Genomic DNA, 24,137 nt, shown 5'->3' on the forward strand with positions numbered 1-24,137 from the left:
TTGCCCATGCCCGAAGGATACCTGACCACACACATCCTGGACACGGCCCGTGGCTGCCCGGCAGAGGGCGTGAAGATCGCGCTGTACAGGGTTTCGGGCAATTCCCACAAGAAGATCACCGAGACGGTGACCAATTCGGATGGCCGCACGGACAGCCCGATCCTTGGTCAGGATGCCTTCAAAACAGGCACATACGAATTGATCTTTTTCACCGGCGATTACCTGCGGGAGACGGGACAGGCGACAGAGGACCCGCTGTTCCTGGACCAGATCCCGATCCGGTTCGGCATGGCGGACGAGGCCGCGCATTACCATGTGCCGCTGCTGCTGTCGCCCTACGGCTATTCGACCTACCGGGGCAGCTGACTGGATCGCGCCCTCGGGGCCGCAGGTCTGAAACGGAAAGCTCTGGAACGAAAAACACCCCGCGCCGGGCGCGGGGTGTTTTCTGTTTCTCGGTGATCGCCCGTGTCGGGCGTCCGATGCCGGGCGTTACGCCTGGGTCGGCAGGATCACGATTTCCACGCGGCGGTTCTGCTGACGGCCTTCGGGGGTCAGGTTGGTCGCCTTGGGCTGGTCCTCGCCACGGCCGAAGGACTGGATCCGGCCGGAGGAGACGCCATTGCTGACCAGGACACCGGACACGGTTTGTGCACGACGCGCCGAGAGCTGCTGGTTGTAGGCGGCGGCCCCGGTGTTGTCGGTATGGCCAATCACCTGCACGGTGGTCTGAGGGTATTCGTTCAGGCTGCGCGCAACGGCGACCAGATCGGATTGCAGATCGGGGCGCAGGGTGGCGCTGTCGGTGGCGAACAGGATGTCCTGCGGCAGCGTGACGATCAGGCGGTCGCCGGTGTTGACGATCTGGACATTGCTGCCGAGGTCCTGGCGCAGGGCCGCTTCCTGGCGGTCGAGGTAATCACCGTAGGCGGCCCCGGCAATGGCACCGGCCGCGGCACCGATGGCCGCGCCACGGGCCGTGTTGCCACCCGAAACGGCCGCGCCCAGGATACCGCCGAAGGCGGCGCCGGCGGCGGCCCCGGTGCGGGTGTTCTGGCGGGCGGGGTCCATGTCTGCGCAGGCGCTGGTCAGAACCAGGGCCGACGCGGCCATGGCCAGCATCGGACGGGAAAGGAAAGAGCGAGCGGGCACTGCCTGGGTCGCGGTACGGGTCATGAATGGCCTCTAACTTTCGTACAATCAGGATCGCAGGAACGATGATCCCCGCGGTGTAGTCAAAACCATTCAGGTCACGAAAAAGTTCCGGCGGCAATTCGCTTATTTTAACTCGGCGCCTTGGCGCGCATGCCGCAGGGTCAGGGCGCGCTGTCGGCGCGGGCGGCTTCGAAGGCCAGCATGGCGCGCTTGATCGGCATGCCCCAATGGTAGCCGCCCAGCCCGCCGGTGGCGCGGATGGCGCGGTGGCAGGGGATCAGCCAGCTGACCGGGTTGCGGCCCACGGCGGTGCCGACGGCGCGCACCGCGCGGGGCGATCCGATGGCGCGGGCGATCTCTCCGTAGGTGGTGACGTGGCCCGAGGGGATGCGCAGCAGCGCCTCCCACACCTTGATCTGGAAAGGTGCGCCGATCATGTGCAGCCGCGCCTCGCCTGTCCGGCCGAAAGCGGCCTCGGCCCAGGGGGTGAGGGCCTGCGGGTCTTCGACGAACTCCGCTGCGGGCCAGCGCGAGGTCAGATCGGTCCAGGTCTGGTCATGGCCCAGTTCCTCGGAAAAGCCGATACCGCAGAGGCCGCGATCCGTGCCCATCACCAGTGCCTCGCCGAAGGGGGTGTCGAGCCAGCCGTAGCGGATCGTCAGCCCGGCCCCGCCGCGGGCGAAATCGCCGGGGCGCATTGCCTCCCACCTCAGGAACAGGTCGTGCAGGCGACCGCCGCCCGACAGGCCCGCACCGGCGGCGGCCTCGAGCGTGGAGAACCGTTCGGTCAGCAGCGCCTTGGCATGGCCGAGGGCGAGATATTGCTGGAACCGCTTGGGGCTGACACCGACCCAGTTGGAAAAGGTGCGCTGAAAATGCGCCGGGCTCATCCCCATCCGCGCGGCCAGATCGTCGAGCGACAAAGGGGTATCGGCGGCGTCGATCTCTTCGATCGCGCGGCGGATCACCTGGTAGTGGTAGCCCTGTTCGATATCTGTTTGCAGCATGGCGGCATCCTTTCGATGCCCAATCTATGAGGCCCGCGTGCCTCAGGCGACCCGGAACCTGCGAAATCGGCCAAATCGCCTTGCCGCCCCTGTTCTGACAGGCAATAACCGCCGGGATGGCCAAGCAACTGCCTTATATGGTGCTGAAGGAAATCTTCAGCCGCTTCCATGCCGCAGAGCCCGAACCCAAGGGCGAGCTGGAGCATGTGAACGCCTATACCCTTGTCGTCGCCGTGGCGCTGTCGGCGCAGGCGACCGATGCCGGGGTGAACAAGGCCACGCGGGAATTGTTCAAGATCGCCGATACGCCGGAAAAGATGCTGGCCCTCGGGATCGAGGGACTGACCGAGCACATCAAGACCATCGGCCTGTTCCGCCAGAAGGCCAAGAACGTCATCAAGATGAGCCAGATCCTCGTCGATGTGTATGGCGGGGAGGTCCCGTCCTCCCGCGCGGCGCTGCAATCGCTGCCCGGCGTCGGACGCAAGACGGCGAACGTGGTTCTGAACATGTGGTGGCATTATCCGGCACAGGCGGTGGACACCCATATCTTCCGCCTCGGCAATCGCAGCGGCATCGCGCCGGGCAAGGATGTAAACGTCGTCGAACGGGCGATCGAGGACAACGTGCCGGCGGAATACCAGCAGCATGCCCATCACTGGATGATCCTGCACGGGCGCTACACCTGCGTGGCAAGGAAACCGAAATGCGCGGCCTGCATCATCCGCGACCTATGTGAATTCGAGGAGAAGACCCTTTGAAGTATGACGTAATCGGCATCGGCAACGCCGTGATGGACATGATTGCCCCGGTGGATGACTTCTTCCTGTCGGAAATGGCGATCCAGAAGGGCATCATGCAACTGATCGAGGCCGAGCGCGCCGATTTCCTGCATGGCGCCCTGCCGGATTACCAGGTGATCCCGGGCGGGTCGGTTGCAAACTCGGTCGCCGGGGTCGGCAATCTGGGCCTGAAGACCGCCTTCATCGGCAAGGTCAATGACGACGAGATCGGCCGCGCCTACGTGGATCAGACCCGCGCCGGCGGCACCGTCTGCCCCAATGACCCGGTCAAGGGCGGCGACCTGCCCTCGTCCCGGTCGATGATCCTTGTCACCCCGGACGGGGAGCGGTCGATGAACACCTATCTCGGCATTTCCTCCGAGGTCGGGCCGCAGGACGTGCCGGAAGACGTGTGCAGCGAGGCGCGGATCCTGTTCCTTGAGGGCTACCTTTACGACAAGGACAAGGGCAAGCAGGCGTTCGAGACGGCGGCCAAGCTGACCCGCTCGGCCGGTGGGCAGGCGGGGATCGCTTTGTCCGACCCGTTCTGCGTCGACCGTCATCGCGACGACTTCCGCAAGCTGGTGAAGGAGCTCGACTACGTGATCGGCAACGAGCACGAGTGGAAATCGCTCTACCAGACCGACGATCTGTCGCTGGCGCTGGAAACCGCCGCCGGGGATAGCGGGCTGATCGTCTGTACCCGTTCGGGTCATGACGTGGTTCTGGTGCGCGGGTCGGAACAGGCCAGCGCCCCGGTGAAGGAGATCACGCCGGTCGACGCCACCGGCGCGGGCGACCAGTTCGCCGCCGGGTTCCTCTATGGCCTCGCGACGGGCGCGGACCTTGCGACCTCGGGCCGGATGGGCTGTGTCGCGGCGGCAGAGGTGATTTCGCATTACGGTGCGCGCCCCGAAGCCGACCTGAAAGAGCTGTTCCGCAAGGAAGGCCTGATCTGAAACGGTCCTGCGGTTGATCCCGCACAAGCGGAAACGCGCGATGCGGGCGGTAAAATCCGCCCGTGACGCAGCAATCCGCTTGCCTCCCGCGGCGAAGGCGGCGACAGAGGAAGGCAGGATTTGGAGACCCGAATGACCATTGAGACCCCGGATGCCCCCGCACCCGTCGCCTTTGATGATCCCAAGGCCGCCGTCGCGCATCTGATCGCGCTGTACAACCAGGCGACAGAATTCCTGCAGGAGGCCTTCGACAAGGCCATGCGGGAAGGTCAGCCCAAGGGCCGCCTGCGCGCCTTCTATCCCGAGGTCCGGATCACCACGACGACGTTTTCGGCCATCGACAGCCGCCTGTCCTTCGGTCATGTGCCCGCGCCCGGCACCTATGCGGCGACGATTACCCGGCCCGACATGTTCCGCCATTACCTGGAACAGCAGATCGGCCTGCTGATCGACAACCACGGGCAGCCCGTGCAGGTCGGCCCGTCCTCCACCCCGATCCCGGTGCATTTCGCGGTGGCCGGCAATGACGACATCACCGTCCCACAGGAGGGCGCCGCGTCCTTTCCGCTGCGCGACGTGTTCGACGTGCCGGACCTAGAAACCACCAATGACGACATCGTCAACGGCACCCATGTGACCATGGCGGGCGATCCGCAGCCGCTGGCGCCCTTTACCGCGCAGCGCGTCGATTACTCGCTGGCCCGGCTGGCCCATTACACGGCGACGGACCCTGAGCATTTCCAGAACCACGTCCTGTTCACCAACTACCAGTTCTACGTCAGCGAGTTCGAGGCCTATGCCCGGCGCATGCTGGCGGATCCCGACAGCGGCTACACCTCCTTCGTGTCGACCGGCAATGCCGAGATCACCGACCCGCTGGGGGAATTGCCGCCTTCGCCCAAGATGCCGCAGATGCCGACCTATCATCTGAAACGGCCGGGCAGCATGGGCATCACCCTGGTCAATATCGGTGTCGGCCCGTCCAACGCGAAGACCGCGACGGACCACATCGCCGTGCTGCGCCCGCATGCCTGGCTGATGGTCGGCCATTGCGCCGGGCTGCGGAATTCCCAGTCGCTGGGCGATTTCGTCCTGGCCCATGCCTACCTGCGCGAGGACAAGGTTCTGGACGATGACCTGCCGGTCTGGGTGCCGATCCCGGCCCTGGCCGAGATCCAGATCGCCCTGGAAGAAGCCGTGGAGGCCGAGACCCAGCTGGAAGGGTATGACCTGAAGCGGATCATGCGGACCGGTACCGTCGCCAGCCTCGACAACCGCAACTGGGAGTTGCGGGACCAGTCCGGGCCTGTCCAGCGGCTCAGCCAGTCGCGGGCGGTGGCACTAGATATGGAATCCGCCACCATCGCCGCGAACGGGTTCCGGTTCCGGGTGCCCTACGGCACGCTACTATGTGTCTCGGACAAGCCCCTGCATGGTGAATTGAAGCTTCCTGGCATGGCCAGCGACTTCTACAAGACCCAGGTCGGGCGCCATCTGATGATAGGGATTCGCGCGATGGAAAAGCTGCGCGAGATGCCTCTGGAGCGGATTCACAGCCGGAAACTGCGGTCTTTCGACGAAACCGCCTTCCTCTGACCCGAAAATCACGAAAAACCTGCATATATTGGGTGAAAACGCCTTACAATTTCTTGTGCAGGCCCACTACATTCGGTTAAATTCCGATGACGAGGCCCTAACGATTGGGCATTACTAAGGAGACCAGCAATGGCAAAACCTCTGACCAAGACCCAACTGGTGGCCGCTCTGGCCGACGAACTCGGGTCCGACAAGAAATCCGCGACCGCAGCCCTGGACGCGATTGCAAACGTGATCACCAAAGAAGTGGCTGGCGGCGGCGCCGTTGCGATCCCCGGCGTGGGAAAATTCTACTGCCGTGAGCGCCCCGAGCGCATGGTGCGCAACCCCGCCACGAACGAACAGATCAAGAAAGAAGCCGACAAGGTCGTCAAGGTGACGATCGCGAAGGCGCTGAAGGACAGCGTGAACGCATAAGCGTCATGCGTCTGGCGGGGTTGTCCTCGCCACCGGAATTCGAAAGGGTCGCCGCGCTGGCGGCCCTTTCCTTTTGCTGCCCCCCAAGAAGGACAAGACAAGCCATGGACCTGCGCGCGATTTTTCTGGGATTGGCGTTCGCCTTCATGTGGTCGTCGGCCTTCACCTCGGCCCGTATGATCGTGGCGGATGCGCCGCCGCTGACGGCGCTGGCGGGGCGGTTCCTGATCTCGGGCGTCATCGGGGTGCTGCTGGCCAAGGCCATGGGCCAGACGTGGAAGCTCAGCCGGGCGCAGTGGAAATCGACCGCGATCTTCGGCATCTGCCAGAACGCGTTGTACCTGGGCCTGTTCTTCGTCGCGATGCAGTGGATCGAGGCTTCGCTGGCGTCGATCATCGCGGCCTCCATGCCGCTTTTCGTCGGGCTGGCGGGCTGGGCTTTCCTGGGCGACCGGCTGAAACCGCTGGCGGTGGCCGGGCTGATCCTGGGCCTCTTCGGCGTGGTGGTCATCATGGGCAGCCGGTTGTCGGGTGGTGCGGATGTGGGCGGCATCATCGCCTGTATCCTCGGCACGCTGGCCCTGACCGTGGCGACGCTGTCGGTGCGCGGGGCCAGTTCGGGCGGTAACCTGTTGATGATCGTGGGGCTTCAGATGCTGGTGGGCGCGGCGGCGCTGGCCGTCGCGGCCCTGCTGCTGGAGGAATGGGAGGTCACCTGGTCCTGGCGGCTGATCCTCGCCTTTGCCTACACGACGCTGATCCCGGGGCTGGCGGCGACGCTGACCTGGTTCGTCCTGGTCAACCGGATCGGGGCGGTGAAGGCGGCGACGTTCCACTTCCTCAACCCGTTCTTCGGCGTGGTCATCGCGGCCATCGTGCTGGGCGAGGCGGTCGGCCTGATCGACCTGGCGGGGGCCGGGATCATCGCCATCGGCATCCTATTCGTGCAGTTGTCGAAACAGGCCGTGCAGGCGGAACGCTGAAACATTTCCTGACTGCAACGTGACGCGGGTCACGCGTTCTTTGGGTGACAAGCGGGATTCGGCCGGGCCAATCTGCGCCCATGGACCTGATCCTTGGATATCTTGCGGGGCTGCTGACCCTCATCAACCCCTGCGTCCTGCCGGTGCTGCCCATCGTGCTGGGGTCGTCCCTGCAGGCCAGTCCGCGTGGGCCGCTGGCCATTGCCGCGGGCCTGTCCGTCAGCTTTGTCGTTCTGGGGGTCGTGGTGGCCGGGTTCGGTTATGCGCTTGGCCTGGATGCGCAGGTGATCGCGCAGGCGGGGGCGGTGCTGATGATCGGCTTCGGCCTCGTGCTGCTGGTGCCGCGGTTCAGCGCGGCCTTTTCCACGGCCACCGCCGGGATCGCGACCGGGGCCGATGCCCGCGTCGGCCGGATCGAGGCCGAGGGCGCGCGGGGCCAGTTCCTGGGTGGCCTACTGCTGGGCGCGGTCTGGAGCCCTTGCGTCGGCCCGACCCTTGGCGGCGCGATTTCGCTGGCCTCACAAGGCGAAAGCCTGGGCTGGGCCACCGCGATCATGATCTCTTTCGCTTTGGGCGTGTCCACTATCGTGCTGGCCGTCGGCTATGGCGCGCGGGCGCTGCTGCAACGTAACCAGGCGCTGATGCGCCGTATTGCCGAAGTGTCGCGCCCGGTGCTTGGCGCGGTCTTCGTGCTGGTGGGCTGTGCCATCCTGCTGGGCGTGCAGCATATGATCGAGGGCTGGGCCTTGCAGGTGCTGCCGGCCTGGCTGATAGACCTTTCCGTATCCCTTTGACCTGAAATAGGAGTTTGCATGAAACGCCGTGATTTCCTGATCCTGTCCGCCGCCGCGGCAACCGTTCCCGGGCTGGCCCAGGCCGCGCCGCTGGACTACACGCCCGGCCTTGTGCAGGAGCATCTTGCCGCCGGTGAGACCGTGTTCCTGGACTTCAAGGCCAGCTGGTGCACCACCTGCGCCGCGCAGGAGCGTGTGCTAGACAAGCTGAAGGCCGAGAACCCCTCCTACGAGCATGTCATCACCTTCGTGAATGTGGACTGGGACACCTATCGCAAGGCGCAGTTCACCCAGCGTCTGCGCATCCCGCGCCGGTCGACGCTGGTCGTGCTGAAGGGCGATGCCGAGATCGGTCGCCTTGTCGCGGATACCCGCGAAGAGAAGATCAAGGAATTGCTGGATGCCGCCCTGGCCGCAGCCAGCGCCTGATCGAGACCGGGAGGCCCGTCAGGGCGCCGGAGGCAGGGCCGAGACCTGGACCCGGGCCGGGGCCCGGAAGCGCACGACATCGGGCGTCACGGTCGTTTCCTGGGCCGTGTTGACGCGATAGACGGGCTGGTCGGGTACGAACCAGCCCAGGATCCAGGCAAATATCCCGGCCAGAACGGCGACGGAGGCCAGGCTGGCCCCTAGGGATTGGTGGGTGGTGTCGTAACGCGGCATTGGCCCCTCCTGCTGCTGTAACGGCGGGAGGATGGCCGAAGCTGGTAAAGATTCGGTCAAACCGCCTCAGATCAGCAGCAAGAGCGCGATATTGATCGTCACGAAGGCGCAGCAGGTGGCGACCATCACCGACAGGGAGGTCAGGCCCTCATAGCCCGCCTCCTGGCCGAAGAGGATGAAGATCGCGAACATCGGCATCGTGGCCGACAGGATCAGACCTTTCGCCAGGTCAGGGTCCATCGCGGGCAATCCCAGCAGGACGAGCCCCGTCAGCGCGGCGGCCACCAGCAGCGGATGCACCAGCAGCTTGACCGAGGCGATCTGTGCGGCGAGCCCCATTTCCCCCTTCAGATCAAGACCGTAGAGCGTGCCGCCGATCACGAAGAGCGCAATCGGCGCGGCGGCATCCCCCATCAGGCCGAGGAAGGTCCCGGCCAGCGGCGGCAGCTCGATCCCGATCAGGATGAAGACGAGGCCCAGAAGCAGCCCGATGATCAGCGGGCGGCGCAGCACCGAGATGGCGATGTCGCGGGCCATCCGGGGCAGGCTGGGGCGGGGGCCGTCGCGGTCCTTGGCGCTTTCCAGCAGGGTCAGGCCGATGGGCGTCAGCAGCACGTTCTCGATCAGCAGGTTCATGGCGAGGATCGGCCCGGCGTGATCAGGCAGCACCGCCACCAGGATCGGGTAGCCGAGGAAGGCAGAGTTCGGCGTCGCACAGCCCAGGACAGAGATCGCCCGGCGCCGTGGCCCCAGCCCCTGCGCCCGCGTGATCAGCCACATGACCAGCTGCGTTGCCGCCGATCCGAGCCCCAGGACCACCAGGTACGAGACGTTCAGCACCTCGGAGAAATCCCGGCTGGCCACGGCGTAGAACAGCGCGCAGGGCAGGGCGACCAGCATCGTGAAATCGCCGAGCGCCTTCATCTTGGACGGCGGGAACGGTCCGAACCGTGCGGCGATGTAACCGACGGCAATGACAGCGAAAACGGGCAGGGTGATCGACAGGATGCCGAGCATGTCAGCCGATTTTGCCCCCCGCATCGCCGATCTGGCCGCGATGCAACAGCAGGTGATCGAGGATCACGCAGGCCATCATCGCCTCGCCCACGGGCACCGCGCGGATGCCGACGCAGGGGTCGTGGCGGCCCTTGGTGACGATTTCCGTCGCGGTGCCGGACTTGGTGATCGTCTGGCGCGGGCGCAGGATCGACGAGGTCGGTTTCACCGCGAAGCGCACGACGATGTCCTGCCCGGTCGAAATCCCGCCCAGGATCCCGCCTGCATGGTTTGACGAATAGACGGGCTGGCCGTCATTGCCCATGAAGATCTCGTCGGCATTGTCCTCGCCGGTGAGGCAGGCGGCGTTCATGCCCTCGCCGATCTCGACGCCCTTCACGGCATTGATCGACATCATCGCCGAGGCGAGGTCGGTGTCGAGCTTGCCGTAGATGGGCGCGCCAAGGCCCGCGGGCACGCCGCGCGCCACGACCTCGATGATGGCCCCGACGGAATTGCCGCTCTTGCGCAACTCGTCCAAGTAGGCGGACCAGTCCTCGGCCGCCTTGGCGTCGGGGGTCCAGAAAGGGTTCTGGTCGATCTGGTCCCAGTCGAAACGGTCGCGGTCGATCCCGTGCGGGCCCATCTGGGTCATGTAGCCCTTGATCTCGACCCCGGGTGCCAGGTGATCCAGCGCCGCGCGGGCCAGACCGCCGGCGGCGACGCGGGCCGCCGTTTCACGGGCCGAGGACCGGCCGCCGCCGCGATAGTCGCGGATCCCGTATTTCTGCCAATAGGTGATATCGGCGTGGCCGGGGCGGAATTTCTCGGCGATGTCGCCGTAATCCTTGGACCGCTGGTCCGTGTTGCGGATCATCAGCTGAACCGGGGTGCCGGTGGTACGACCCTCGAACACGCCCGACAGGATCTCGACCTCGTCGGCTTCGCGCCGCTGGGTGGTGTACTTGTTCTGCCCCGGTTTGCGCAGATCCAGCCAGTGCTGCAGCGTGTCCGCATCAATGGCCACGCCCGGAGGACAGCCATCGACGGTCGCGCCAAGGGCGGGGCCATGGCTTTCGCCCCAGGTGGCGACTCGGAACAGGTGGCCGAAGCTGTTGAGGGACATATGAGGCCTCTTGAATTGGTCCGGACCCGGTTACCGCATCCATTCAGAGGGCGCAATTCCGCCTTTGAGAGGTAAATATGCAATCCGGTTGTCATTTTTTCTCAGGATTCCCCGTATCGCGTGTCAAACTGGCGTCATACAACCAATGGTGGAGGTTCCCATGGCCGAGATGACGGCGACACCGGGTGGCGGGGGCAAGATGTCCCTGACCGTGAAAGTATTGATAGGGATGGCGGCGGGGCTGGTCCTCGGCGTGATCTTCAACGTGATCGACAGCGAGTTCATCAACACGCATATCGCGGGCGGATTGTTTGCCATGATCGGCAAGATGTTCGTCAACGCCCTGAAGATGCTTGTCGTGCCGCTTGTCTTCTTCTCGCTGATCTGCGGTGTGACCGGGATCGGCGATATCCGGGTCCTGGGCCGCGTCGGTGGCAAGAGCCTGGTCTTCTACATCCTGACCACCGGGCTTGCGATTTCCATCGCGATCATCCTGGCGCTGATCGTGGGGCCGGGGAACGGGTTCAACATGGAGGGCATCGACACCTCTGGCGTCACCGGCAAGGAGGCCCCGACGGTTTGGAATGTCTTCGCGGCCATCGTGCCGACCAACCCTATCGCGGCCTTTGCCAATGGCGACATGCTGCAGGTGATCTTCTACACCGTGGTGCTGGGCGTCGCGGTGCTGATGCTGGGCGGCAAGTCGAAGGGGTTCATCGAGGGCTGCGAATACATGAACGAAGTGATGATGAAGGTCGTCACCATCGTCATGGCCTTTGCGCCCATCGGGGTTTTCTGCCTGATCGCCAAGACCTTCACCGAACAGGGGATCGAACTCTTCGGCCCGGTGCTGGCCTATGTCATCACGCTGGTCGCGGCGCTGTTCCTGCACCTGTTCGTGACGCTGATGATCCTGCTGAAGATTTTCTCGGGGCTGAACCCGTTCATCTTCATGCGCAAGATGCGTCCGGCTCAGATCTTCGCCTTCTCGACCGCGTCGTCCAACGCGACCATCCCGGTCACGCTGCGATCGGTCACCGAACGGGTCGGCGTGGACAATTCCGTGGCCTCCTTCACCGTGCCCTTCGGTGCGACGATCAACATGGATGGCACGGCGATCATGCAGGGCGTGGCGACGGTGTTCCTGGCCAATGTCTATGGCGTCGAGCTGGGTCTCGGCGGCTATATCACCGTGATCGGCATGGCGGTGCTGGCCTCCATCGGGACCGCGGGTGTGCCGGGCGTCGGGCTGGTCATGCTGACCATGGTGCTGACCCAGGTTGGCCTGCCGATCGAGGGGATCGCCCTCATCCTGGGTGTTGACCGCTTGATGGACATGATCCGCACGGCCGTGAACATCACCGGGGATGCCGTGGTGTCGACCATCGTGGCCAAGGGCGAGGACAAGATCGACATGGCGGTCTTCAACGATCCAGACGCGGGCATGATGACCAGCGATGAACTGGACATCGACGAGGAGGCAGAGCGCGAACTGGCCCAATACGCCAAACCGCACTGACGCCCTGCGCGATCCAGCAAAGAGAACGCCCCGTCGGTTTCGGCGGGGCGTTTTCCATTGGGGTCTTGGTCTTGTGTGCCGCAAGGTCCGACCGTGAGTGGCCCCGCTGATCTGCGGCGGGATCAGAAGGAATAGGTGGCCCTGAGCGCGGAGGACCGGATGTCGATATCGTCGATCATGTCGCTGTCGTCATTGCCATACTCGACCTTGATGCCGAAGCCGACGGTGTCGTAATTCGTGCCGTTGATCCGGTGCTGGCCGACCTTGCCGTAGAACTTCAGGTCGAGATCGCCGGCGATGTCCGGGGTGAAGGCGACCTCGGCATTGAAGGTCGAGGTGTCGAGGGCGCGGAAATCCAGGCTGTCTTCCTGGTAGCTGAGCCCGACACTCCATTGCGGGGTGATGTCGTAGGACGCCCAGATGCCCCAGGTCGTATTGTCCGACGGCGTCGCGATATTGTTGCCCGACAGAACACCGGCATAGGCCCCGGCACCGAAGGGACCGGTATCGTATTCGACCTCCAGCCCGTAGCCGTGGAACGGCGAGAAATTCGCCGGCGTCTCGGTGTCGTGGTACTGGTAATATCCGCCCAGCTTGAACCCGGGTGCGAATTCGTACTTTGCGTTGATCGTGCCGGTCGTGGTGCCGAAATCAAGCCCGCCAAACGCCTCCATCTGGGTGTGGGCAATGCCCACGTTGAGCTCGAGCTGCGGCGTCCAGCGCAATCGCAGACCGGCCCCGATTTCGGTCAGGTCGACCTGTTGTCCGCCGTCGAACTTGTCCAATTCGAATTTGAAGATCGGTTCGACACGTGGGGACGACCCGTATCCGCTTTCCATTTGGGCCGCGGCGGTGCCGGCCCATGCGATGGCCACCAGGCTGGCCATTGAAATCCTGTGCATGATTTCACTCCCAGAGGTTGACGTTGGGTCATCTTCCGCCGATTCGCTCGTGGTTCAAAGGTAAATGAGTACCCCGCTTGCCAAGCCCGCGCGTCTGCACTAGCTGTTTGCCTACCTCGGGGTGCCCTTTGGGCTGAGATGCAATCCTGCGAACCCGTTGAACCTGAACCGGTTAATTCCGGCGGAGGGAAGGTGACGCGGCGCAGATGTCCCGCACTCTTTCTTTCGCCCGTAGCACTGAAAGGAGGATGCGATGAAGCATCTGATCTACGCAACGGGTCTGGTCCTTGCCACGCAAGCCGCGGCAGAGACCCCTGTCCTGACCATCTACACCTATGACAGCTTCGCCACCGAATGGGGGCCCGGCCCGCAGCTGGAAACGGCGTTCGAGGAAGCCTGCGGCTGTGACGTGAATTTCGTCACCGTGGGCGACGGCGCCGCGCTGCTGTCGCGGCTGCGGCTGGAAGGCGAAAGCACCGAGGCGGATATCGTCCTGGGCCTCGACACCAACCTGACCGCCGCAGCGCATGAAACGGGCCTTTTCGCCCCGCACGAGGTGAGCGCCGACTACGATCTGCCGATCGAATGGACGGATGATCTGTTCGTGCCGTTCGACTGGGGGTATTTCGCCTTCATCGGCCAGGATGGCGCGCCGCAGCCTGCAAACTTCCGTGCGCTGGCGGAAAGCGATCAGCGCGTGCTGATCCAGGATCCTCGCTCCTCCACCCCCGGGTTGGGGCTGCTGCTGTGGGTCAAGGCGGCCTATGGCGACGAGGCCCCCGCCATCTGGGAGGAGCTGTCGGACAATATCGTGACGGTCACCCCCGGCTGGTCCGAGGCCTACGGCATGTTCCTGGACGGCGAGGGCGATCTGGTCCTGTCCTACACGACCTCGCCCGCCTACCACATCATCGCCGAGGATGACGCGACCAAGGTCGCGCTGCCCTTCGAGGAAGGCCATTACATGCAGGTCGAGGTCGCCGGGATGGTCGCTGGGACCGATCAGCCGGAGTTGGCGAAATCCTTCCTCGATTTCCTCGTCTCCGACACGGCGCAGGGCGTGCTGCCCACGACCAACTGGATGTACCCGGCCGTATCGCCCGAGGGCGGGCTGCCCGACGGGTTCGACGGGCTGATCGAGCCGTCCAAGGCGCTGTTGCTGGCCCCGGAAGAGGTCGCGCAGACCCGCAATGAGGCGCTGGAAGAATGGCGCAACGCCCTGTCGCGCTGAGCCGGGCCGTCCGCCCCCGGAGACGGGGTTGAGACGCGCAGAGCTCTGGATCGGTAGCATGGCGGCCCTTGGGGTCGCCATGCTGCTGCTGGGGCCGCTGGGGGCCGTCCTGTGGCGTGCCGGCGGGGCCGGTATGCCCTCGCCTGCCGATTGGGCGGCCCTGCGCTTCACGGTGATGCAGGCGGCGCTGTCGGCGATCCTGAGCTGCGGGCTGGCGATCCCGGTGGCGCGCGCGCTGGCGCGACGGCGGTTTGCCGGTCGGCAGGCGCTGATCCTGCTGATGGGGGCGCCCTTCATCCTGCCGGTGATCGTGGCCATTGCCGGGCTTCTGGCGATCTTTGGCCGCAACGGGCTGCTGAACCAGGGGCTGGCCCTGATCGGGCTGGAACGGATCGACGTGTTCGGGCTGCACGGGATCCTTTTGGCCCATGTCTTTTTCAACCTGCCGCTGGCGGTGCGGCTGCTGCTGGAGGGCTGGCGCGGTATTCCCACCGAACGCTTCCGCCTGGCCGCGCAGCTGGACATGCCGCCGGGCGCGATGTTCCGGCTGATCGAATGGCCGATGCTGCGGCAGCGGGTTCCGGGCATTCTGGCGGTGATCTTTGCCGTCTGCCTGTCGAGCTTTGCCGTCGTGCTGATCCTGGGGGGCGGACCAGCCGCCACGACCGTGGAGCTGGCAATCTACCAGGCTTTCAGCTTCGATTTCGACCTGGGCAAGGCGGCGGTGCTGTCGGCGCTGCAACTGGGCATCGTCGCAGGCGCCGCCGGGCTGGCGCTGGTGCTGGCGCGGGGGCGGGGCATGGGCGGCGGGCTGGACCGACCGGTCCAACGCTGGGACGGCGGGCCCTGGGCGGCGCGGGGCGATGCGGCGTGGATCGCGCTGACTGCGGTCTTCATCGTGACGCCACTGATTCTGGTGCTGGTGCAGGGCGGGGCGACCTTGCTGTCGATGCCGCTACTCGTTTGGCAGGCGGCGGGTGTGTCGATCCTCGTGGCCCTGGGGTCAACGCTGGTTGCGGTGCCGCTGGCCTTTGCCCTGGCCCTGCCGCGCCGTGACGTAGTGGAGGGCGTGGGGCTGATCACGCTGGCCGCGTCGCCATTGGTGCTGGGCACCGGGATGTTCCTGCTGATCCGGCCCTTTGCCTTTCCCGGCAATCATGTGCTGGTCATCACCTCGATCGTCAACGCCGCGATGGCCTTGCCCTTCGTGCTGCGAGCGATCAGCCCCGAGCTGCGCGCGATCGAGGCCGATTACGGGCGCCTGGCGGACAGCCTGGGCATGACGGGCTGGGCGCGGATGCGATGGCTGATCCTGCCGCGCCTGCGGCGGTCGCTGGGCTTTGGCGCGGGGCTGTGCGCGGCGCTGTCGATGGGGGATCTTGGCGTCATCGCGCTGTTCCCGCCACCGGATGCGGCGACCCTGCCGCTGCAAATCTATCGCCTGATGGGCAGCTACCAGATCGAGGCGGCGGCGGGCGGCAGCCTGTTGTTGACCTTCCTTTGCTTCGGGCTTTTCTTCGCCTTCGACCGGATGGGACGCGATGCTGACACTTGATCACCTGCGCCTGGAACAGGGGGCGTTTTCCCTGACCGCCAATTGGACCCTCGCGGCCGGCGAGACGCTGGCCCTGATCGGGCCGTCCGGGGCGGGGAAGTCGACGCTGCTGGCGGGCATCGCCGGGTTCCTGGAGCCCGTTGCGGGCCGCGTCCTGTGGCAGGACAGGGACCTGACCGGGATCGCACCGGGGCAGCGGCCCGTGGCGATGCTGTTCCAGGATGCGAACCTCTTCCCGCATCTCGACGTGGCCCGCAATGTCGGGCTGGGCCTGCGGCCCGACCTTCGACTGACCCGTGAAGACCGCGCCAAGGTCGGCGAGGCCCTGGACCGTGTCGGGCTGGGTGGGTTCCAGACGCGCAAGCCGGGATCGCTGTCGGGCGGACAGCAGAGCCGCGCCGCCCTCGCGCGGGCATTGGTGATGCGCCGCCCCGTCCTGATGCTGGACGAGCCGTTTTCGGCGCTTGGTCCGGCGATGCGAACCGAGATGCTGGACCTCGTGCGGGATGTGATCGGTGAAACCGGGGCGAGCCTCGTGATGGTGACCCACGATCCCGGCGATGCGGCGCGGATTGCCGACCGGATCAGCGTGGTTGCCGATGGCGTTGCCGCGGAACCGGCCCCGACGCGCGCCCTGTTGGACAACCCGCCCGAGGCGCTGCGCGATTACCTGGGCTGAACCGGCCCCGCCCGTGACAGGACAAAGAAAAACCCCCGCCGATCAGGGCGGGGGTTTCTTGTTCTGGTGCTGTCCGATGACGGATCAGGCGGTCTTCTTCTTGCCCTTGTGCGGGGCCCAGAGACGCTTGTTCGTCAGGTAGAGCAGCGAAGCCAGGATGACGAGGAAGACAACGGCGACGAAACCGGTCTGCTTGCGCGCCATCATCTTGGGCTCTGCGGTCCACATCAGGAAGGCAGCGACGTCTTCGGCCTCGTGGTGCAGCTCGTTCGAGTGGCCGTCGGCGAATTCGACGTCTTCACCGACCAGCGGCGGGGCCATCGCGATCCAGCCGCCCGGGAAGGCGGTGTTCTCGTAGAAGGTGACGCCGGCCTGTTCGCGAGTCTCGCCGGTGTAACCGGTCAGGAGGCTGACGATGTATTCCGGACCACCGATGCCCTGGAAGAACTGGTTGATGCCCAGGCCGTAGGGGCCGTGGAACCCGGCACGGGCCTTGGCCATCAGGCTGAGGTCCGGTGCGTTTTCCAGGTTGGACATCGGGAAGTGGTCGTTCGGGGTGGCCGGGCGGAAATCGTCCAACTCCTCGTCGAACACTTCGAAGTTCTGGGAGGCGTAGGCGCGCACCTGATCTTCAGGCAGCGCGGGGCCGCCTTCGTCATGCAGGGTGCGGATCGGCACGTAGCGCAGACCGTGGCAGGCCGAGCAGACCTCCGTGTAAATCTGCAGGCCGCGTTGCAGCTGCATTTCGTCATAGGCGCCGAACGGGCCCTCGAAGGAGAAGTCCACGTCGTGGGTGTGACCTTCGCCGCCTGCCGCGGTGGCTGCACCGGCGGAGACCGCCAGTGCTGCGAGGGCAGAGAGAGTGACTTTGCGGAACATGATCTCTGTCCTTTCCTTATTCGGCAGGGGTGCCGACGGTCTTGGTGCCGCCGTGCTTGGACTTGTGCGCCTTGAAGTCTTCTTCGATGGTCGCCGGCTGGGCCAGCGGCTTTTCGATCACGCCGAGCAGCGGCAGGATCACGAGGAAGTAGGCGAACCAGTAGGTGGCCCCGATCAGCGAGATGGTCGAGTAGGGCGGTTCCGCCGGCATCGCGCCACACCACATCAGGACGACGAAGTCGACCAGCAGCAGGGCAAACCACCACTTGAACATCGGGCGATAGCGACCCGAGCGCACCGACGAGGTGTCGAGCCAGGGGGTCAGGGCCATCACGGCGATGGCGCCGAACATGGCCAGCACGCCGAAGAACTTCGCGTCGATGATACCGCCGGTGATCCAGCTGGAGATCATCACGATCCACACGTCCGAGGTGAAGGCCCGCAGGATCGCGTAGAAGGGCAGGAAGTACCATTCAGGCACGATGTGCGCCGGCGTCGAGAGCGGGTTCGCCTCGATGTAGTTGTCGGGGTGGCCCAGGTAGTTGGGCATGAAGCCGACGATGGCGAAGAACACGGCCAGGATCACGGCCAGCGCGAACAGGTCCTTGATCACGAAGTACGGCCAGAAGGGCAGGGTGTCTTTCTCGGCTTCTTCCTTGGAGCCGGTCCGCACCGGAACGCCCGTCGGGTTGTTGTTGCCGGTCGAGTGGAACGCCCAGATGTGGACGATCACCAGGCCTGCAATCACGAAGGGCAGCAGGTAGTGGAGCGAGAAGAAGCGGTTCAGCGTGTAGTTGTCCACGGCCGGTCCGCCCAGCAGCCAGGTCTGCAGCGTTTCCCCGATGAACGGGATGGCGCCGAAGAGGCCGGTGATCACGGTCGCGCCCCAGAAGGACATCTGACCCCAGGGCAGAACGTAGCCCATGAAGCCGGTCGCCATCATCAGCAGGTAGATGATCATGCCGATGATCCAGGTGATTTCGCGCGGCGCCTTGTAGGAACCGTAGAAAAGACCGCGGAAGATGTGGATGTAGACGGCAAAGAAGAACAGCGAGGCGCCGTTCATGTGCAGGTAGCGCAGCATGTGGCCACCGTTGACGTCACGCATGATGTGTTCGACCGAGGCGAATGCCATGTCGACATGCGGGGTGTAGTGCATCACCAGGACGATGCCGGTGACGATCTGCAGCGCCAGGCAGAAGGCCAGGACGATGCCCCAGATCCACCACCAGTTCAGGTTCTTCGGGGTGGGGATCATCAGGGTGTCGTAGAGCAGACCGATGATGGGCAGGCGGGAATGGACCCACTTTTCACCGTTGGTCTTAGGCTCGTAATGATCGTGCGGAATTCCAGACATGCGTTCCTCCTCAGCCCAGAACGATCTCGGTGCCCTCGAAGCGGGCAGTCGGAACGGGAAGGTTTTCCGGAGCCGGGCCGCGACGGATGCGGCCGGCCGTGTCGTAGTGAGAGCCGTGGCAGGGGCAGAACCAGCCGCCGAAGTCACCGGCGCCATCGCCCAGGGGCACACAGCCCAGGTGCGTGCAGACGCCCATCATGACCAGCCATTCCTCGCTGCCCTCGTCATTGGCGAGCGCGCGGTTCACGTCGGTCGCCGGAGCGCCTTCGTCGATATTGGCGTTGCGTGCCTCGGGGTCGGGCAGCGTGCTGACATCGACGTCGTTCGCGGCGTCGATTTCTTCCTGGGTGCGGCGGCGAATGAACACCGGCTTCCCGAGGAACTTGACCGTCAGCTGCGATCCGGGCTCGAGGCCGGACACGTCGACGCGGATCGAGGCAAGCGCCTGGACATCCGCGGACGGGTTCATCTGGTTCACAAGCGGCCAGACGGCCGCCCCTGTTGCAACGGCACCTGCACCTGCTGTGGCATAGTAGAGGAAGTCCCTCCGGGTGCCTTCGTGATCTTCTGCGTGGGACACGAGGTTAGCTCCATCCTTCGGCCGTTGTGGCCAGATACGAATTTGGGGCCGAGTCCATGCGGCTCTGCCTGTCCGAGGCGGTGTTTAACGGCGCTTTTCCGCCCCGTCCAGCATCCAATGGGGCACAAAGCCGGGGGGCGCGCATCTGTCGCGCTTGAGCCAGCCCCCCTGAGCGTGTAGGCACGGGGGGAACGCGCCGCCCGCCAACAGAACATCTCAAGAGCCGATCATGCTGAAATCACTTGCGAAACGCCTGTCTCCCGCCCTTCTGGGCCTTGCTGCGCTGGCCCCTGCGCCCGCGCTGGCCGAACTGGAGCTTGGCTTCTACACCGGTTACCAGGTCGCCCCGCACAGCCGAGTCACCGGGACCCGCGGTGCCTCCTCCGGCTCGACCGGCTACAGCAGCCTGATCGGATGGCAGGGCAAGAGCTTTTCCGCGCCGCCCTATTACGGGATGCGTGCCACGTGGTGGCGGCCCAATGACATCGGTTTCGGCGTCGAATTCACCCACACCAAGGTCTATGCGCCCGCCGCCGACATGCCGGCCGGTTTCTCCCGCATGGAATTCACCGACGGGCACAACATCATCACGGCCAATGTCTCCAAGCGCTGGAACGGGGCCTGGGCCAATGGGCGCGTGTCGCCCTATGTCAGTGGCGGTGTCGGTTTCGCGATGCCCCATGTCGACGTGACCGAGGGGGCGAACGTCACCTATGGCTACCAGGTGACCGGCCCCGCCGCGCGTCTGACGGCGGGTGCGAAGTACCAGATCAACGACCGCTGGTCGATTTTCGGCGAGTACCAGTTCACCTGGTCCGACAACAGTGCCGACCTGGCCGGTGGCGGGTCGCTGAACTCCACCATCCTGACCAACGCGGTCAATATCGGTGTCGGCTTCAGCTTCTGATCCAGACCGAACCTCAACGGGACACGACAAAGGGCGCTGAAATTCAGCGCCCTTCTGCTTTCGTGGGTCCGAAACTGCTTATTCCGGTGCCGTCGCCGCGATGGAGGGACGGTCCTGCATCTTGGCGTACCAGGCCGCCAGATCGGGGCAGGCCACGCGCCAGTCGCGGTCGGGGTGACGGAAGTCGAGATAGCCGAGCGCACAGGCCACGCCGATCTGGCCCGCATCCATCGGCCCGGCAAGGTGACCCATCCAGCGATCGTTGATCGCCTGCACGGCGCCCATGGCCTTGCCCCATTGTGCCTCGACCCAGCCGTCGAAGACCTTGTCCTCGGGGCGGACGCGATGTTCGTAGACCATCAGCACCGCGGCCTCCATCAGCCCGTCCGCCGTCGCCTCCAGCGTCAGGACATCCCAGACGCGGGCCTCGGGATACAGCGTGCCGCCGCCGAGGTTGTCCAGGTAGCGGCAGATGACCCGGCTGTCATAGACGGTGGGCCCGTCATCGCGGATCAGGGCGGGCAGTTTGCCCAGGGGATTCGCCGCCTTGAGGTCTGGGTTCGTGGCGACCGGCGTGGTGGCCGTGGGAATCAGTTCGACCTTGTCCAACTGGTCGGTCTCGTGCAGCACCACCATCACCTTCCGAACGAAGGGCGAGGCGGGGGAATGGAACAATTTCATGGGGGCTCCTCCGGGTTTCGGGCGCAGGTTAGGCCGGGCGGTTGGGGGTGTCCATCGCCCTAAGCGTCCGTGACGGCACGCATCCAGTCGGCCAGCTGGTCGGTGCCCGCGCCGATGCGCGCGGCCTGCAATCCGTCGGCGGCGCCATGGCGGGCGGCTTCGGGTTTGTTCTGGGCCAGTTTCCAGGTGCCGTCCCAGCCTTCGACGGTCAGCGTGAAGGGGCGGATCATCCGCATCAGCCGGGTCATCGCCTCCTCGGGCATCTTGTCGGACCGCCAGACGGGTTTGGGCAGAAGCCGCGTCTCGAATTCATCGGATAACCGGTCCAGCGCCCCGCGCAGCGAGTCATCGGGCAGGGGCGACAGCCGGCCCGTAAGGTGCACGGCGGCGTAGTTCCAGGTGGGGACCTGGTGGTCCATCCCGTACCAGTCGGGCGAGATGTAGCCATGCGGGCCCTGCACGGCCAACCGCGCGGGCAGGCCCTCTGCGGCGGCACGGGCCACCGGGTTCGACCGCACGAGGTGCATTTCGACATCGCCGCCCTCGGTCAGCACGAAGGGCACATGGGCGATCAGCGGCGGCGCATCGGGGGCCGACACGGCAAGCAGGCCGAATCCCACCTCGGCGGCGAAACTCAAGCAGTGATCCCTGTCGGCATCGCGATAGATCGGGTTGGGGTGCATCGCCCTTCCTTCATCTGGCCATTCAATATCCCCGCCGGAGGTCTCCGGCGGTGCAGCCAAGCATAGCGTGGAAGCGGCGCGCAGATCGCGCCGAAAGGGTCAGGCCGACAATGACTTTCCGTCATGCGAGGTAATCCGGGCCGTGATGATCTGCCCCTCGGGCTGGTCGCGGTCGAAATGCACCTCGGCGAATTGTTCGGTCCGGCCCATGCGCGGGCCTTCGGTCAGAATCACCCGTTCATGGCCCAGCTGCGCGTCCAGGTGGGCGGCGACCCGCGCCTCGCCGGCGGAGCGAAGGCGGGCGGCACGGTCCTTGATCGCGCGGCCATTGACCTGGGGCATCTTGGCCGCGGGCGTGCCGGGGCGCGGCGAGTAGGGGAAGACGTGCAGCCAGGTCAGGTGGCACTCCTCGACCAGCTTGAGCGAATTGTCGAACATCGCCTCGGTTTCCGTGGGGAAGCCCGCGATGATGTCGGCGCCAAAGGTCATGTCCGGCCGCAGGCGGATCGCCTCTTCGCAGAAGCGGATGGCGTCGTCGCGCAGGTGGCGGCGCTTCATCCGCTTCAGGATCATGTCGTCGCCGGCCTGCAAAGACAGGTGCAGGTGGGGCATGAGGCGCGGTTCGGTGGCGATCGCCTCCATCAGCGCGTCATCGGCTTCGATCGAATCGATCGAGGAGATCCGCAAACGAGGCAGGTCCGGCACCAGTTTCAGGATCCGCCGTACCAGGTCGCCCAAGCGCGGGGTGGCAGGCAGGTCGGCACCCCAGGAGGTCAGGTCGACCCCGGTCAGCACGACCTCGTTGAAGCCACGGTCCACCAGCCGCTTGATCTGGTCCACCACCACGCCTGCGGGGACCGAGCGGGAATTGCCGCGACCATAGGGGATGATGCAGAAGGTGCAGCGATGATCGCAGCCGTTCTGGACCTGAACATAGGCGCGGTGCCGCCCGAAGCCGTCGATCAGGTGCCCGGCGGTTTCGGTGACGGACATGATGTCGTCGACGATCACGCGCTCGGTCTCTCCGATCAGGTCGGGGGCGAGGCCGGCCCAGGTGTCGGGCTGCATCTTCTCGGTATTGCCGATGACGTGGTCGACCTCGGCCATGGCGGCGAAGGTTTCGGGTTCGGTCTGAGCGGCGCAGCCGGTCACGATGATCTTGGCCTGCGGGTTGTCGCGGCGCAGGCGGCGGATGTCCTGGCGAGCCTTGCGCACGGCTTCGGCGGTGACGGCGCAGGTATTGACCACGACGGCATTTTCCACCCCGGCCGAGGCGGCAAGTTCCTTCATCGCTTCGGTTTCATAGGCATTCAGCCGGCACCCGAGCGTGGCAAAGATCGGCGGGTTCGCCATGTCAGGCCCCCAGCCAATCCGCCGTCAGGACGGCATCGAAGACATGAGCGACGGGACCGGTCATCCAGACCCCGTCCTCGCGCCAATCCAGCGTCAGCCAGCCGCCATCGACCTCCATCCGGACCTTGGCATCGGTGAGGCCACGCTGATGCGCGGCCACGGCCGTTGCACAGGCGCCTGAGCCGCAGGCCAGCGTGATGCCGGTGCCGCGTTCCCAGACCCGCATGCGAATCTCGTTGCGCCCGCGCACTTGGGCGAATTCCACGTTGGTGGCCTCGGGAAAGAGCGGATCACGCTCGACCGGCGCGCCGCGCCCGGCGACGTCCACGGCCTCTGCGTCCTCGACGAAGAAGACCGCGTGCGGGTTGCCCATGCCGACCGCGACCGGGTCGCCGTCCAGCGGCAGGTGAAGCAGATCGACATCGCCAGCCAGCGGCACCTCCTGCCAGGTCAGCTGCGGCGGGCCCATATTGACCCAGACCTCGTCGCCGATCATCCGCCCGGCCAGCATCCCCCGCGTCGTCCTGATCGAGATCGCGTCGCGCCCGGTTTCGGACATCACCATCCAGGCGATGCAGCGCGTGGCATTGCCACAGGCCCCCGCGCGGGAGCCATCGCTGTTCCAGAAGTCGATGACGATGTCGGCGTCCTCGCCATCGCGAATCTCGGCCAGCTGGTCGAATCCCACGCCGCGATGCCGGTCGCCGATCTTGCGGGCAATCTCCGGCGTGCAGACAGGGGTCATGCCCCGGCTGTCGAGGATGACGAAATCGTTGCCCGCCCCATGCATCTTGCGAAAGGGCAGACCGTTGGAGGGGATCGCGCGCGTCTGCATAAGCGCGCATATAAAAGCGTTGCAGGGCTTTTGAAAGGGATGGATTGCCGGGCGTGTCTTTCGGGCCGCGAACCGATCTGAAGAAAAGGTTGGAAAAACCCGGAAATCGGGGTTGACCCCCTGCCGAGTGATATCTAATAGGGCGGCTCTAGTGGGCCGTTAGCTCAGTTGGTAGAGCAACTGACTTTTAATCAGTGGGTCGTAGGTTCGAATCCTACACGGCTCACCACTTACTTCAAGGGCTTAGCCAGTGATGGCTGAGCCCTTTGTCGTGTCTAGGACGTGACGAAAGTGGTGCTTCGCAGGAATTGTGCAATTAACCAAAGCACTTCGTCGGCAGGATGCATTTGATGCCTTTTAGCCTCCGATGAGGCCGCTCAGAATGCCTACCGCGCCTACCAGAATTGGCCTAGGTCACCTTGTCGGTTTCGCCTCTTGGGTAGTTTCACTTCCCATGCGTGTCGAGGGCGCGTTGCAAGCGGTGACATTATGAAGATG

General features: G+C 65.1%; 26 protein-coding genes, 1 tRNA gene and 1 riboswitch. Of the genes, 14 read left to right on the forward strand and 13 right to left on the reverse strand.

Annotated elements, in window-relative coordinates; genetic code table 11:
• Window positions 1–6 precede the first annotated feature (6 nt).
• A complete protein-coding gene (uraH, locus tag ATO9_RS01505) occupies window positions 7–366 on the forward strand; it encodes a hydroxyisourate hydrolase (protein WP_043744097.1) in 360 nt (119 codons plus the stop codon).
• A 126-nt stretch (window positions 367–492) separates the two neighbouring features.
• On the opposite strand, the gene ATO9_RS01510 is transcribed toward uraH, so the two are convergent.
• Window positions 493–1,176, reverse strand: a complete 684-nt coding sequence (locus ATO9_RS01510; RefSeq protein ID WP_052418026.1) for a YiaD family glycine zipper/OmpA-like lipoprotein — start codon at window positions 1,174–1,176, stop codon at window positions 493–495.
• A gap of 140 nt (window positions 1,177–1,316) precedes the next feature.
• A complete protein-coding gene (locus ATO9_RS01515; protein WP_043744103.1) occupies window positions 1,317–2,162 on the reverse strand; it encodes a methylated-DNA--[protein]-cysteine S-methyltransferase in 846 nt (281 codons plus the stop codon).
• Window positions 2,163–2,278: 116 nt separating this feature from the next.
• Between ATO9_RS01515 and nth the strand changes: the two genes are divergently transcribed.
• From nth to ATO9_RS01550, 7 genes are all read left to right on the forward strand, one after another.
• Window positions 2,279–2,923: an endonuclease III gene (gene nth, locus ATO9_RS01520; protein WP_043744106.1), complete on the forward strand. Its 645-nt coding sequence runs from the start codon at window positions 2,279–2,281 to the stop codon at window positions 2,921–2,923.
• Between the two features lie 32 nt (window positions 2,924–2,955).
• Window positions 2,956–3,903, forward strand: coding sequence for an adenosine kinase (locus ATO9_RS01525; protein ID WP_052418095.1), 948 nt, complete (start codon window positions 2,956–2,958; stop codon window positions 3,901–3,903).
• Between the two features lie 132 nt (window positions 3,904–4,035).
• Window positions 4,036–5,499 (forward strand): AMP nucleosidase, encoded by a 1,464-nt coding sequence (locus tag ATO9_RS01530; RefSeq protein ID WP_043744111.1) that lies wholly within the window; start codon window positions 4,036–4,038, stop codon window positions 5,497–5,499.
• 129 nt (window positions 5,500–5,628) lie between these two features.
• Window positions 5,629–5,916, forward strand: coding sequence for an HU family DNA-binding protein (locus ATO9_RS01535; RefSeq protein ID WP_043744114.1), 288 nt, complete (start codon window positions 5,629–5,631; stop codon window positions 5,914–5,916).
• Between the two features lie 104 nt (window positions 5,917–6,020).
• Window positions 6,021–6,899 carry a DMT family transporter gene (locus ATO9_RS01540; protein ID WP_043744115.1) on the forward strand — a complete coding sequence of 293 codons (879 nt, stop codon included), beginning with the start codon at window positions 6,021–6,023 and terminating at the stop codon, window positions 6,897–6,899.
• 80 nt (window positions 6,900–6,979) lie between these two features.
• Window positions 6,980–7,693 (forward strand): cytochrome c biogenesis CcdA family protein, encoded by a 714-nt coding sequence (locus tag ATO9_RS01545; protein WP_043744118.1) that lies wholly within the window; start codon window positions 6,980–6,982, stop codon window positions 7,691–7,693.
• 18 nt (window positions 7,694–7,711) lie between these two features.
• On the forward strand, window positions 7,712–8,122 hold the full coding sequence (locus tag ATO9_RS01550; RefSeq protein WP_043744120.1) for a thioredoxin family protein: 411 nt from the start codon (window positions 7,712–7,714) through the stop codon (window positions 8,120–8,122).
• Between the two features lie 18 nt (window positions 8,123–8,140).
• Here ATO9_RS01550 and ATO9_RS01555 read toward each other — a convergent pair whose 3' ends face one another.
• The 3 genes from ATO9_RS01555 to aroC form a co-directional block, all read right to left on the reverse strand.
• The gene (locus ATO9_RS01555) at window positions 8,141–8,356 is read right to left on the reverse strand and encodes a hypothetical protein (protein ID WP_043744123.1); all 216 of its coding nucleotides are present in this window, start codon (window positions 8,354–8,356) and stop codon (window positions 8,141–8,143) included.
• Between the two features lie 66 nt (window positions 8,357–8,422).
• Window positions 8,423–9,373, reverse strand: a complete 951-nt coding sequence (locus ATO9_RS01560) for an AEC family transporter (RefSeq protein WP_043744127.1) — start codon at window positions 9,371–9,373, stop codon at window positions 8,423–8,425.
• Window position 9,374: 1 nt separating this feature from the next.
• Complete coding sequence (aroC, locus tag ATO9_RS01565; RefSeq protein ID WP_043744130.1) at window positions 9,375–10,478, reverse strand: chorismate synthase; 1,104 nt, start codon at window positions 10,476–10,478, stop codon at window positions 9,375–9,377.
• A gap of 160 nt (window positions 10,479–10,638) precedes the next feature.
• Between aroC and ATO9_RS01570 the strand changes: the two genes are divergently transcribed.
• Complete coding sequence (locus ATO9_RS01570; protein ID WP_238318650.1) at window positions 10,639–11,997, forward strand: dicarboxylate/amino acid:cation symporter; 1,359 nt, start codon at window positions 10,639–10,641, stop codon at window positions 11,995–11,997.
• Between the two features lie 122 nt (window positions 11,998–12,119).
• Here the strand turns inward: ATO9_RS01570 and ATO9_RS01575 are convergent, their stop codons facing one another.
• Window positions 12,120–12,899, reverse strand: a complete 780-nt coding sequence (locus ATO9_RS01575) for a porin (RefSeq protein WP_081979410.1) — start codon at window positions 12,897–12,899, stop codon at window positions 12,120–12,122.
• Between the two features lie 107 nt (window positions 12,900–13,006).
• A riboswitch (TPP riboswitch) is annotated at window positions 13,007–13,106 on the forward strand.
• Between the two features lie 46 nt (window positions 13,107–13,152).
• On the opposite strand from ATO9_RS01575, the gene thiB reads away from it, so the two are divergent.
• From thiB to ATO9_RS01590, 3 genes are read left to right on the forward strand one after another with little or no spacing between them, the layout of a single operon-like run.
• Complete coding sequence (gene thiB / locus ATO9_RS01580; RefSeq protein WP_043744136.1) at window positions 13,153–14,130, forward strand: thiamine ABC transporter substrate binding subunit; 978 nt, start codon at window positions 13,153–13,155, stop codon at window positions 14,128–14,130.
• A 58-nt stretch (window positions 14,131–14,188) separates the two neighbouring features.
• Window positions 14,189–15,685, forward strand: a complete 1,497-nt coding sequence (locus tag ATO9_RS01585; RefSeq protein ID WP_052418027.1) for a thiamine/thiamine pyrophosphate ABC transporter permease ThiP — start codon at window positions 14,189–14,191, stop codon at window positions 15,683–15,685.
• Complete coding sequence (locus ATO9_RS01590; protein WP_043745464.1) at window positions 15,672–16,364, forward strand: thiamine ABC transporter ATP-binding protein; 693 nt, start codon at window positions 15,672–15,674, stop codon at window positions 16,362–16,364. Before ATO9_RS01585 ends, ATO9_RS01590 begins: the two co-directional genes overlap by 14 nt.
• Window positions 16,365–16,448: 84 nt before the next feature.
• Here the strand turns inward: ATO9_RS01590 and ATO9_RS01595 are convergent, their stop codons facing one another.
• The 3 genes from ATO9_RS01595 to petA are packed head-to-tail and all read right to left on the reverse strand — an operon-like array spanning window position 16,449 to window position 19,180.
• On the reverse strand, window positions 16,449–17,243 hold the full coding sequence (locus ATO9_RS01595) for a cytochrome c1 (RefSeq protein ID WP_043744140.1): 795 nt from the start codon (window positions 17,241–17,243) through the stop codon (window positions 16,449–16,451).
• 16 nt (window positions 17,244–17,259) lie between these two features.
• Window positions 17,260–18,600: a cytochrome b gene (gene petB / locus ATO9_RS01600; protein WP_043744143.1), complete on the reverse strand. Its 1,341-nt coding sequence runs from the start codon at window positions 18,598–18,600 to the stop codon at window positions 17,260–17,262.
• Window positions 18,601–18,610: 10 nt separating this feature from the next.
• Window positions 18,611–19,180 carry a ubiquinol-cytochrome c reductase iron-sulfur subunit gene (gene petA, locus ATO9_RS01605; protein WP_043744144.1) on the reverse strand — a complete coding sequence of 190 codons (570 nt, stop codon included), beginning with the start codon at window positions 19,178–19,180 and terminating at the stop codon, window positions 18,611–18,613.
• A gap of 229 nt (window positions 19,181–19,409) precedes the next feature.
• On the opposite strand from petA, the gene ATO9_RS01610 reads away from it, so the two are divergent.
• Window positions 19,410–20,087 carry an outer membrane protein gene (locus ATO9_RS01610; protein WP_043744146.1) on the forward strand — a complete coding sequence of 226 codons (678 nt, stop codon included), beginning with the start codon at window positions 19,410–19,412 and terminating at the stop codon, window positions 20,085–20,087.
• 78 nt (window positions 20,088–20,165) lie between these two features.
• On the opposite strand, the gene ATO9_RS01615 is transcribed toward ATO9_RS01610, so the two are convergent.
• From ATO9_RS01615 to dapF, 4 genes are all read right to left on the reverse strand, one after another.
• Window positions 20,166–20,768, reverse strand: a complete 603-nt coding sequence (locus tag ATO9_RS01615) for a glutathione S-transferase (protein WP_043744149.1) — start codon at window positions 20,766–20,768, stop codon at window positions 20,166–20,168.
• Window positions 20,769–20,827: 59 nt separating this feature from the next.
• Complete coding sequence (locus tag ATO9_RS01620; protein WP_043744152.1) at window positions 20,828–21,451, reverse strand: FMN-binding negative transcriptional regulator; 624 nt, start codon at window positions 21,449–21,451, stop codon at window positions 20,828–20,830.
• Window positions 21,452–21,550: 99 nt separating this feature from the next.
• Entirely contained in the window at window positions 21,551–22,804 is a 1,254-nt protein-coding gene (gene mtaB, locus ATO9_RS01625; RefSeq protein WP_043744156.1) for a tRNA (N(6)-L-threonylcarbamoyladenosine(37)-C(2))-methylthiotransferase MtaB, read from the reverse strand.
• A 1-nt stretch (window position 22,805) separates the two neighbouring features.
• Window positions 22,806–23,639, reverse strand: coding sequence for a diaminopimelate epimerase (gene dapF / locus ATO9_RS01630; RefSeq protein ID WP_043744159.1), 834 nt, complete (start codon window positions 23,637–23,639; stop codon window positions 22,806–22,808).
• A 153-nt stretch (window positions 23,640–23,792) separates the two neighbouring features.
• Between dapF and ATO9_RS01635 the strand changes: the two genes are divergently transcribed.
• Window positions 23,793–23,868, forward strand: a tRNA-Lys gene (locus ATO9_RS01635).
• Window positions 23,869–24,137 lie beyond the last annotated feature (269 nt).

The organism is Pseudooceanicola atlanticus (genome assembly GCF_000768315.1).
Classification (GTDB): domain Bacteria; phylum Pseudomonadota; class Alphaproteobacteria; order Rhodobacterales; family Rhodobacteraceae; genus Pseudooceanicola; species Pseudooceanicola atlanticus.